This window comes from Streptomyces sp. DH37 (assembly GCF_029813835.1).
In the GTDB taxonomy this organism is placed as follows: Bacteria; Actinomycetota; Actinomycetes; order Streptomycetales; family Streptomycetaceae; genus Streptomyces.
Window position 1 is genome coordinate 1 of the sequence record NZ_JARVKV010000112.1, and the last position, 9,976, is coordinate 9,976.

The window sequence follows — 9,976 nt, forward strand, 5'->3', positions numbered from 1 at the left end:
GCGCCGGGGTCCAGGGGACCGCGGCGCCGGGGTTCAGGGGACGAGGACGACCTTGCCCAGCGTGGCGCGCGTCTCCAGCGCGCGGTGGGCACGGGCCGCCTCCGCCAGGGGGAAGTGGTGGACGAGCGGGACGAGGGTGCCCGCGGCGGCCAGCGCCACGGCCTCCTCCTCCAGCACCCGCAGGTTCCCCATGCCGCCGACCTTGTCGAACATCGGCTTGCCCAGCACCGACCGCGAGGTGATCCCCAGCCTCCCGCACTCCTCCTCGGTCAGCACGGTCTGCCCGCCGGGCGAGAAGCCGGCGGAGGCGTAGCCGTAGGAGAGGTGGGAGCCGCCGGGGGCGAGGAGGGCGGTGGCGGTACGGCCGAGGTCGCCGCCGACGCCCTCGAAGACGTACGTCAGCGGCCGGTCGCCGAACTTCTCGCGGATCCGGCCGTCCCAGCCGTCGCGGGTGTAGTCGACGGCGAGGTCCGCGCCCAGTCCCTCCACCGCCCGCACCTTCTCGGGGCCGCCCGCCGCGCCGACGACGGTGGCGCCCCGGTGCCGGGCGTACTGGACGAGGAGCGAGCCGATGCCCCCGGCCGCGGCGAGGACCAGCACGGTGTCGGCGGGGGAGAGGTCGGCGAAGCGGAGGACGCCCATGGCGGTGCGGCCGGTGCCGACCATGGCGAGGGCGTGGTCCTCGCTCAGCCCGTGGGGCAGCGGGTGCAGCCGCTCGACGCCGGTGACGGCCAGCTCGGCGTACCCGCCGGGCGCCATGCCGAGGTGGGCGGCGACGCGGCGGCCCAGCCACGCCGGTTCGACGCCCTCGCCGAGCGCGTCGACCGTGCCGGCCACCTCGCGTCCGGGGATGGTCGGCAGCTCGGCGGGCGTGGGGACCGGGCCGAGCCGGAGCCCTTCGCGCAGGGCGGTGTCGACCAGGTGCACCCCGGCCGCCGCGACGGCGATCCGTACCTGGCCGGGGCCGGGCTCGGGGTCCGGCACCCGCTCGTGGCGGAGGTTGTCGGCGGGTCCGAAGGCGTGCAGACGGATGGCGCGCATGGTCTCTCCCCGTGGGTGGTGGCCGGGTTGGCGTGACCACTCTCGGGCCTCAAGCGGACTTGAGGTCAAGGCCGCCGGGGAGGCGGTCGTCCACGCCGTGGGCCGGTTCACGCCCCGGGCCGGTTCACACCCCGGGTCGGTTCACACCCTGGGGAAGCGGGCCTGGAGGTCCCAGACCACGGGGTTGTCGCCCAGACCCTCGTGCATGTCGGTGAGGTCGGCGATCAGGTCGTGCAGGAAGTCGCGGGCCTCGCGGCGCAGCACGCCGTGGTTGACGGTCAGCGGCGGCTCGTCGGCGGGCAGCCAGTCGGCGGTGACGTCCACCCAGCCGAAGCGGCGCTCGAAGCGCAGGCTGTCGGCCGACTCCACGAAGTCCAGCTCGGCGTACTGCGGCTTCGCGGCGCGGCTGCCGAGCGGGTCGCGGTCGAGGCGCTCGGCGATGTCGCACAGCGCCCAGGCGAAGTCGAGCACCGGCACGGTGCCGCGGGCGGTGGACAGCTCCCGGTCCGTCTCGGTGTCCGCGAGGTAGACGTCACCGCAGAACAGGTCGTGCCGCAGCGCCCGGACGTCCGCCGAGCGGTAGTCGGTCTGCGGCGGGTCGGGGAAGCGGCGGGAGAGGGAGTAGCCGATGTCGAGCACGGAAGCGATGGTGGCACGGCGGGCGGCCCGTACGCCCGCCGGGCGGCGGCCCGGCGACCGGGCGGGACGCGGACGGCGCCCGGCACCGCACACGGTGCCGGGCGCCGTCGTGAGGCGTCGGGGCGATCAGACGTTGACGCCGAAGTCCTTGGCGATGCCCGCGAGGCCCGCCGCGTAGCCCTGGCCCACCGCGCGGAACTTCCACTCCGCGCCGTGGCGGTACAGCTCGCCGAAGACCATGGCGGTCTCGGTGGCGGCGTCCTCGCTCAGGTCGTAGCGGGCGATCTCGGTGCCGCCTGCCTGGTTGATGATGCGGATGTAGGCGTTGCGCACCTGGCCGAAGTTCTGGCTGCGGCTCTCGGCGTCGTAGATGGAGACCGGGAAGACGATCTTGTCGATGTCGGCGGGCAGCGCCGCGAGGTTGACGTTGATCTGCTCGTCGTCACCGGAGCCCTCACCGGTGCGGTTGTCACCGGTGTGGACGATCGCCTGGTCCGGGGTGGCCTTGTTGTTGAAGAAGACGAAGTGCTGGTCCGAGTAGACCTGGCCGCTCGCGTTGACCGCGATGGCGCTGGCGTCGAGGTCGAAGTCGGTGCCGGTGGTCGTACGGACGTCCCAGCCGAGGCCGACCGTCACGGCGGTCAGGCCGGGGGCCTCCTTGGTGAGCGAGACGTTGCCGCCCTTGGACAGGCTTACAGCCATGGGGATGCCCTTCTGTGGTGTTTCCGTGCTGGCCCTTACTGGTCCATTTCCTACTCCCTCCAACGCTGCCGGAGGGGGACCGGGTTCCACGTTTCTTTGCCTTCTTTACCTTCTTCGCCGTCCGCCGTGCCGTACGCCACGCGCGGAGGCCGGGAAAACGCCGTGACGACGGGCCCGGCGGGCGGGATCATGGGTGTCATGTCCGGGCCCTACCTCATCCGCGGCTCGGTCTCCCTGCCGGAGGCCGAGCTGAGCTGGCGTTTCTCGCGCTCGTCCGGGCCCGGAGGCCAGCACGTCAACACCAGCGACAGTCGGGTCGAACTCATGTTCGACCTCGCGCGTACCGAGGCACTGCCCGAGGTGTGGAAGGAGCGCGCGCTGGAGCGGCTGGCCGGGCGGCTGGTGGACGGGGTGCTGGTCGTCCGGGCCGCCGAGCACCGCTCCCAGTGGCGCAACCGCGAGACCGCGGCCGTACGCATGGCCGCGCTGCTGGCGGAGGCGACCGCGCCGCCGCCGCGCCCGCGCAGGAAGGGCAAGGTCCCGCGCGGGATCAACGAACGGCGGCTGCGGAACAAGAAGCACCGCTCCGACGTCAAGCGCGGCCGCTCCGGCCGTGACTGGGGGTGACCCCCCGCCCCTCGCCCCTTCAGCCCACAGACCTCAGCCCACAGACCTCAGAAGCGGGGCTGGGCCCGCGCACGCCGCCTGACGGCGATGACGGCGACGGTCGCGGCGGCGGCGAGCGCCGCGGCCCCGGCGCCGATGGCCGCCCACGGCGGCCCGTCGCCGTCCTCCCGCGCGGCGGCCTGCTCCCCGCGCTTCTCGCCCTCCTCGCCGGAGCCGGCGGGAGAGGCGTCCTCGTTCTTCCGCTCTCCGGCCCCGGGGCCGGGGGAGGGGGTCTTCGACGCCTCGAGGGACGCGTAGTACTTGGAGAAGATCGGGCTCACATCCGCCGGACCGGGGTCGCCGTCGCCGTCGACGAGGACCTGCGCGGGCCTGACGATGCCGTGCCCGAGGTACATGCTGGGCTCCTCGCCCCGCTGTGACATTCCCGTCGTCTCGATCATCACCCGCAGCACCTGGTGGTTGGTCCAGTCGGGGTGCTCGGCCCAGATCAGCGCGGCGGAGGCGGAGGCGACGGCGGAGGCGACGCTCGTGCCGCCCGGGTCGCCGGGGGCGGAGAGCACCAAGTAAGGGCCGTAGTTGGAGAAGTCGGCCACCGTGCCGGTCCTGTCCACCGCCCCCACGGCGACGACGCCCGGGAGCGATGCGGGGTAGTGCCTCTCGGTCCGGCGGCCGTCGTTCCCCGCCGAGGCGAAGACCAGCTTGCCGCGCTCGTTGGCCTCGTCGATCGCGGCCTGTAGTTCAGCATGGGTTTCGTCGTCCAGGCTGCCCACACTCTGCGAAATGTTGATGATCTTCGCGTCGCTCCTGGCTGCGTACCGGATCGCGTTGACAAGTGTCTTGTCCCAGCTGGTGACGAACTCGTCTTTGACGCCTGTTCGTACGGGGAGGATTTTCGCTTCGGGGGCCAGCCCTCGTAGGCCGTTCGCTGCTCCCGTTCCGGCGATCAGAGCGGCCATCTCGGTCCCATGGCCGTCCGTGTCCTCGTGAGGGTCAGGTCCGTCCGAGGTGAAGCTCTTACCGGGGAGCAGTCTGCCGTCCAACCCGGGGAGCGGCTTCACGCCGGTGTCGAGGACGGCGACGGTCACGCCTCGGCCCTTGCTGACCTTCCACAGCTCCGGCGTGTTCATGGCCTTGAGATACCACTGCTGATCCGGTCTGATATTCGCCGCGGCGGCGGGAGGTGCGAGCAGCCCCAGAGACATGAGTACGGCTGCCAGCAATGCCGCCACGGGCAGCGCTCGCTTCGGCGGGGAGGGGGCGTGGGTGCGCATGGACAGTGCACTTCCTCGGAGTTAGTCGATGACCGGCGGTACCACGTCCCGCCGTCCAGCCCACGTCTCCTCGTCCTCGGCGAGGTAGTCGGGACGGTCCTGGTCGCGCCGCCGACTCTCCGGCGGCGGGTTCGTGCTGGTCGGCCGTCCTGCCGTGCCCGGGGTGGTGTCTCCCCGGACGAGCCCGGTACCGCCCGGCGTGAAACTCGTGCCTCCTCGGCCGTTTCCCGTACGTGTGCCCCCCATCGGGCCACTTGGCGATGACGCCGTGGGACGTCCCGGGAACATGCCTCTGCTCGCGGGAGCTCCCCCACCTACGGCCCCTGGGTAGCTGCCTGCGGGACGCCCCATGGGGGCGCGGTCACCGCCGGCGACGGGCCCGCGAGGGGCGCCGCCCCCGGACGAGGGACTGCCCGTCTGGCGAGGCGTACCGCCTGTGATCCCGTCCCTGACAGGGCCCCGTGGCGGGGTACCACCGCTGCCGCCACCGACGGTCGGCCGGCCCCCGGCAGCAGTATGGGGCGGCGCATGGCCGGTCCGCTGAATCGGTCCGATGGGTGCCACCGGCAGTACCGAAGGAGAAGACGGCCCGACGGACTGTTGGAGGGGGGCCGACGCCGTGCTCTGCGGCCGGTGCTCAACCACGGGAAGTGGGGCGACAGAGTCGAGTCTCGTATTCGTGGGCCGTTCGGACACGGGGGCGGAGGGGTCGTCGACGGGGAAGGAGCGCAACTCCGTTCCGCCTCTGCCGATGCCGGGGCGGTCGAAGGCGGCACTCCCTTCCCGATGTGCTGCGATAGCTCCCGAGTCGCTCCTTGGAGCCGCGCTCGGCGCGGAGCCGCTGCCCGGAACCGTACTCGATGTGCCCGTACCAGAGCCCTCGTGCTGCTTGCCGTTGGGCAGCGGCTTGAAGTCCGGCTCCTCCTCCGCCCGGATGCCCTCCCCGGCAGTCCGGTAGTACGACGACAACCGGTTGAGCTGGTTGATCGCCTCCTGGCGCTTCTCCTCCTCGCGTTCCCGGCGGGCCTTGTCCTTCTCCGGGTCGGCGTAGCACATCTCCTCGGACTCCGGCATCGCGGCCTTGGTCTCGGTCAGGGCCTGGCCCGCGTTCGTCATGTGCTGCCCCAGCGCACGGACGTACGCGCCGAACCGCATCGCCTCCAGCGCGAACTGCCGCCCCCACTCGCGGAAGGCGTCGCCGCCCTCGCCCTCCCACTCCACGCGGTCGATGTACGCGCGCAGTTCGCTGCCGATGCCGTCCATGTCGGAGCCGGCCTTGCCGAGTGCGTTGCCCCGCGACGTGAGCAGGCCGGGGTCGGCCTTCGCGACCATCGCGTTGAGCGCGGGGAGCGACTTGCCTTCGAACTCTCCTGTGGCCATTGCCGCCCCCTAGTCGAAGTCCGTGCCCGCGTCGACGGACTGCCTGGTGCCGCCGGACTCGGAGTTCCTGCCCTTCTCCGAGGTCTCCTGCCGGTACTCGTCCACCCGCGTCTGGATGGCCTGGAAACGCTCCCGCTGGTCCGCCTCGACGTTCCCGTAGCCCTTGTCCACGATCTGGGTGGCGATCCCCAGCGCCTCCAACTGCTCGCCGAACAGCCGGGAGAGGGACTCCAGCCGCGTGTGCACCCTGTCGTAGAGGGCCGACAGGTCCTCCGCCGCGCTGAAGCCCGTGCCGTACGCGTCCGGGACGACGGTCTGCTCGCCGATGCGCTGGTGGGAGGCGGGGGACTTCCCCAACTCGCCCAGGAGTTCGTCGATGCGGCCCTTGAACGCGGTGAGCGTCTCCGCCCGGTAGTCCAGGCCCTTGCCGCTCCCACCCGTGTCACGCCCGCCTGTCACGCCGCGCCCCCTGTCCCCCGGTTGGCCGTCACGTTGTGCCAAGGTCGTGTCACAGCAGTGTAGTCAGGACGCGGTACCGCCCGCCGGGGGTGTGGACGGCGGGTGTGTTCTCCGGGCCGGGCGCTCCCGGGGCAGGCGGCCGGCGGCCCGGGCGGCGGTCCCTAGGCCAGGCGGCGGTAGCGCCCGCGGAAGTACGTCAGGGGGCCGCCCTCCGAGGCCGGCAGCGACGTGGCCAGCACCCGGCCGATCACCAGCGTGTGGTCGCCCGCGCCCACCCGCTGCTCCGTGCGGCACTCCACCGTCGCCAGCGCGCCGTCGACGAGGGGGGCGCCGGAGGTCTCGCCGCGCGTGCAGGGCATGTCCTGGAAGAGCAGGCGGTCGCTGATGCGGCCCCGCATGGAGAAGCGGCCCGCGATGCGCCGCTGGCCCTCGGCCAGCAGGGACGCGGCCCACAGCGGCTGCCGCTCCAGCAGCTCGTCCATCCGGGAGTCCTCGCGCACGCTCACCAGCACCAGCGGCGGGTCCAGGGAGACGGACAGGAAGGAGGTCGCGGTCATGCCCACGTCCTCGCCGCGCGGCCCGTCCTCCGGGTCGCGCGCCGTCACCAGTACCACGCCACCGGCCAGCCGTGCCAGTGCGGCGCGGAACTCCTCCTCGCCCACCCCTTCAGGATGTGGGACTCCGGGGTTGCCGTGCGACGCCGGAGTGGGGACGTTCTGGGACATCTGCTGCCGTGGTGTCGAGTGCACACCTCGCACGCTAGACGCTGCTCCCCGGGGTCCGCATCGGTCCACGGCACCAGGCCGGACCTAGGTACATTGGCTGAACGATCCGCAGGTCAGGGCCCGGATTTGCGTTCGATACGGGCGTGGAGCAGGGTGGAACGCTCCCACGCGCCGCAGTCGCCCGCCCACGCTCCGTTGTGACATGAGTCACACAGGGCGCCAATTGTTGACCCTGTGTACCGACTGGGCAGCTCGCTGTGATTCAGTGGCCTGGCGGCAGCGGAAAGTCAAAAACCGGATCATCTGGAGTTGCTCGCTCGAGTCTCGGGGGGAGGGCGGATGGAAGCCGAGTCGGAGCCGTACGTGCGCCTCGCCACCCTGCGCAAGCTCCACCAGTCCATGGCGGACCTCAACACCGCGCGCAGCCTGGCCGACACCCTGCAGATCGTCGCCGACGGCATCGTGCAGGGGCTCGACTTCGAGCTGGCGGCGGTCAACCTCGTCAAGCCCGACGGGGACCTCGTGGTGGCCGCCGTCGCAGGCAGCGAGGGCGCCGAGGCGATGATGGCGGGCCGTACGGGCTCGCGGGCGGCCTGGGAGCGCCGGCTGGCCATGGGGGAGCGCTGGGGCGATCTGCGCTTCATCCCGTACACCGAGGCGTGGGTCCTGATGGAGGACGACGTGCCGCAGTGGCACACCGCCGGCCCCGCTCCCCGGTACGCCGACGAGTGGCATCCGATGGACCTCCTCATGGCGCCGATGCACTCCTCCGACGGGGACCTCCTCGGCGTGATCTCCGTCGACAAACCGCGCAACGGGCGGCGCCCCGGCGCATGGGGGCGCGAAGCGTTGCAGATGTACGCCTTTCAGGCGGGCATTGCGATCAGCAACGCCCGGCTGCGCGCAAACATGCAGCGTGCCCTGGTCCGCCTGGAGCGGGAGCAGCAGGCGCTGCGGGCGAGCGAGGAGAGCTTCCGGCAGGCGTTCGAGTACGCGCCCAGCGGCATGGCCGTCACCGAGCTGGGCGGTGACCAGCACGGGCGGCTGGTGCGCACCAACGACGCGCTGTGCCGGCTGCTGGGCCGCCCGGCGTCGGCGCTGCGGCGCTGCAGCTTCTCCGACCTCGTCCACCCCGAGGACCAGGCCACGCTGCTGCGCACCTCCGCCGAGGGCGGCCGGGCCGAACTGCGGCTGAGGCGGCGCGACGGCTCCTACGTGTGGGTCTCGCTGCGCAACTCGGTGGTGGCCGACGCCACCGACGGCCCGCGCTTCCTGCTCACCCACGTCGAGGACATCGAGGAGCGCAAGCGCCACGAGCTCCAGCTCGCCCACCGCGCCAGCCACGACTCGCTCACCGGCCTGCCCAACAGCGCCGAGCTGCGGGCCCGGCTCAGCGCCCGGCTGTGCGACAAGCCCGCCCCGGTGCCCGACGCGGCGCAGATGGGGCCGGGCGGCAGCGGCGGCGCGGTCGGCGGCGGGTTCGGGCCGGACGGATTCGGCCCGGACGGGTTCGGCCCCGACGGCTACGGGAGCGTCTTCCCGGAACCGGCCGGCGGCTGCGACTACCACGTCCACACCGTCCCGCCCGCGAGCGACGACCCCTCGGAGAAGGGGCTGGCGGTCCTCTTCTGCGACCTCGACGGCTTCAAGTCGATCAACGACCGCTTCGGCCACCACTGCGGCGACGCGGTGCTGATCGAGGTCGCACGACGTCTTTCGAGTGGTGTTCGCGACAATGACACCGTCGCGCGGCTCGGTGGTGACGAATTCGTCGTCCTGGCCGACGGACTGGGCCGCGCGGACGCCGCTGACCTGGCCGTACGGCTGCGCAACGCGATCATCCCGCCCATCCGCGTGGAGGGCCGCGCGGTGCGGGTGGGGGCCAGCTTCGGCATCGGCTGGGCGGGGTGCGGGATGTCCGCCGAGGAGGTCCTGCACTCGGCTGACCAGCGGATGTACATCGAGAAGCGGTCGCGCTCCAAGGCGCACCGCCGGGCCGGATGAGGCACGGGCGGGCCCCGGAGCGGGGCGCTGCCGCAGGGGTCAAGGGCACCACACCCTTTAGCCCGAAAGAGGTAGGCTGCGCCGGGCAGGCACCCGTCATGGAGGAGCGCACGGAATGACCGCCGGTAACAACGGCTCGGGCACGCCGGAGAACGACGACCCGTTCGCCTACCTCTACCGCTCCGAGGGCGGTACGGGCGGGGGCGGAGGCGCGGCGGCGACACAGCCCGGCGTTCCCCGTACCTCGTACAACCACGTCCGCGCCGTGGGCGAGCGCCGCTACGGCGGCCAGCAGGCCCAGCAGCAGGCGCCGCCGCAGCAGCACCAGCAGCAGGCGCACCAGCCCAACGCGTACTACGCGGCACCCGAGACCGTGCCCGGCGGCCGTGCCGCCGCGCGGCGCGAGGCCGCCGCGGCCGGTCCCGCCGGGCGGGGCCGCGGCCGCAACCACAACGGCCTGCTGGTCGGCGCCCTGGCGGTGGTCGCGGCCGTGGTGCTCGGCGTGGGCGCCGCGATCGCCTTCAGCGACGGCGACGACGCGAACGCCGGCCAGACCGGCGGCACCCAGGCCGCAGCCGCCGGGGCCGACGGGAACACCGGCGAGGACGGCACGGACGGCGGGGACGGCGGGGACAAGGACAAGAACGCCGACAAGGACGGGAAGACGCCGGCCGTCCTCCCCTCGGAGGACGCGACCAGCCTCCGCCTGGAGGGCGAGGCGACCACGGACACGGCCATCCAGGGCGCCCGGTCCAAGAGCGGTGCCTACGCCACGGGCTTCAACAAGCCCGGCGCCTCGGCCTCCTGGCTCTTCGAGGTCCCCGAGGACGGCAAGTACACGCTGTTCGTCGGCTACGGCGTGCCGGGCAAGGACGCCGACTCCACGCTCACCGTGAACGGCGCGCCCCGCCAGCAGCCGCTGAACATGAAGAACTTCGCGGGGGCGGGCGAGGGCGAGTGGGACAAGGGCTGGACCCGCACCTACGCCTGGATCGACCTGGACAAGGGCGCCAACACGGTCAAGATCTCCTGCGAGCAGGGCAACCAGTGCGACTTCGTCCTCGACCAGCTCTGGCTGAAGAAGGGCCACGTCGGCGGCTGACGCGCCGCCGTCGGCGGTGTGACCGG

General features: G+C 72.6%; 10 protein-coding genes. 3 read left to right on the forward strand and 7 right to left on the reverse strand.

The features are described 5' to 3' along the window. Positions 1–33 precede the first annotated feature (33 nt). The 3 genes from QC029_RS29700 to QC029_RS29710 form a co-directional block, all read right to left on the reverse strand. The gene (locus QC029_RS29700) at positions 34–1,041 is read right to left on the reverse strand and encodes a zinc-binding dehydrogenase (protein ID WP_279558945.1); all 1,008 of its coding nucleotides are present in this window, start codon (positions 1,039–1,041) and stop codon (positions 34–36) included. 141 nt (positions 1,042–1,182) lie between these two features. Then, positions 1,183–1,680: a hypothetical protein gene (locus tag QC029_RS29705; protein ID WP_279558946.1), complete on the reverse strand. Its 498-nt coding sequence runs from the start codon at positions 1,678–1,680 to the stop codon at positions 1,183–1,185. Positions 1,681–1,806: 126 nt separating this feature from the next. Next, positions 1,807–2,382: a TerD family protein gene (locus QC029_RS29710; RefSeq protein ID WP_279558947.1), complete on the reverse strand. Its 576-nt coding sequence runs from the start codon at positions 2,380–2,382 to the stop codon at positions 1,807–1,809. A 189-nt stretch (positions 2,383–2,571) separates the two neighbouring features. Here QC029_RS29710 and arfB point away from each other — a divergent pair, with 189 nt between their 5' ends. Continuing rightward, on the forward strand, positions 2,572–3,009 hold the full coding sequence (gene arfB, locus QC029_RS29715; RefSeq protein WP_279558953.1) for an alternative ribosome rescue aminoacyl-tRNA hydrolase ArfB: 438 nt from the start codon (positions 2,572–2,574) through the stop codon (positions 3,007–3,009). Positions 3,010–3,056: 47 nt separating this feature from the next. Here the strand turns inward: arfB and QC029_RS29720 are convergent, their stop codons facing one another. The 4 genes from QC029_RS29720 to QC029_RS29735 all read right to left on the reverse strand — a co-directional run bounded on the left by QC029_RS29720 (position 3,057) and on the right by QC029_RS29735 (position 6,844). Continuing rightward, positions 3,057–4,136 carry a S8 family serine peptidase gene (locus QC029_RS29720; protein ID WP_279558948.1) on the reverse strand — a complete coding sequence of 360 codons (1,080 nt, stop codon included), beginning with the start codon at positions 4,134–4,136 and terminating at the stop codon, positions 3,057–3,059. A 165-nt stretch (positions 4,137–4,301) separates the two neighbouring features. Continuing rightward, on the reverse strand, positions 4,302–5,660 hold the full coding sequence (locus QC029_RS29725) for a WXG100 family type VII secretion target (protein ID WP_279558949.1): 1,359 nt from the start codon (positions 5,658–5,660) through the stop codon (positions 4,302–4,304). 9 nt (positions 5,661–5,669) lie between these two features. Continuing rightward, complete coding sequence (locus QC029_RS29730) at positions 5,670–6,119, reverse strand: hypothetical protein (protein WP_279558950.1); 450 nt, start codon at positions 6,117–6,119, stop codon at positions 5,670–5,672. A gap of 161 nt (positions 6,120–6,280) precedes the next feature. Beyond that, positions 6,281–6,844, reverse strand: a complete 564-nt coding sequence (locus QC029_RS29735) for a flavin reductase family protein (RefSeq protein WP_279558954.1) — start codon at positions 6,842–6,844, stop codon at positions 6,281–6,283. A 339-nt stretch (positions 6,845–7,183) separates the two neighbouring features. Here QC029_RS29735 and cdgB point away from each other — a divergent pair, with 339 nt between their 5' ends. Both cdgB and QC029_RS29745 read left to right on the forward strand, forming a co-directional pair. Next, entirely contained in the window at positions 7,184–8,848 is a 1,665-nt protein-coding gene (gene cdgB / locus QC029_RS29740; RefSeq protein WP_279558951.1) for a diguanylate cyclase CdgB, read from the forward strand. A 115-nt stretch (positions 8,849–8,963) separates the two neighbouring features. After that, the gene (locus QC029_RS29745) at positions 8,964–9,950 is read left to right on the forward strand and encodes a hypothetical protein (protein ID WP_279558952.1); all 987 of its coding nucleotides are present in this window, start codon (positions 8,964–8,966) and stop codon (positions 9,948–9,950) included. The last annotated feature ends 26 nt before the right edge of the window (positions 9,951–9,976 follow it).

What these genes read in the sequence shown, in the direction of transcription:
- QC029_RS29700 (WP_279558945.1), bottom strand. Translation starts at nt 1,041, where the DNA reads ATGCGCGCCATCCGTCTGCACGCCTTCGGACCCGCCGACAACCTCCGC.
- QC029_RS29710 (WP_279558947.1), bottom strand. Translation starts at nt 2,382, where the DNA reads ATGGCTGTAAGCCTGTCCAAGGGCGGCAACGTCTCGCTCACCAAGGAG.
- arfB (WP_279558953.1), top strand. Translation starts at nt 2,572, where the DNA reads ATGGGTGTCATGTCCGGGCCCTACCTCATCCGCGGCTCGGTCTCCCTG.
- QC029_RS29720 (WP_279558948.1), bottom strand. Translation starts at nt 4,136, where the DNA reads ATGAACACGCCGGAGCTGTGGAAGGTCAGCAAGGGCCGAGGCGTGACC.
- QC029_RS29725 (WP_279558949.1), bottom strand. Translation starts at nt 5,660, where the DNA reads ATGGCCACAGGAGAGTTCGAAGGCAAGTCGCTCCCCGCGCTCAACGCG.
- QC029_RS29735 (WP_279558954.1), bottom strand. Translation starts at nt 6,844, where the DNA reads ATGTCCCAGAACGTCCCCACTCCGGCGTCGCACGGCAACCCCGGAGTC.
- cdgB (WP_279558951.1), top strand. Translation starts at nt 7,184, where the DNA reads ATGGAAGCCGAGTCGGAGCCGTACGTGCGCCTCGCCACCCTGCGCAAG.
- QC029_RS29745 (WP_279558952.1), top strand. Translation starts at nt 8,964, where the DNA reads ATGACCGCCGGTAACAACGGCTCGGGCACGCCGGAGAACGACGACCCG.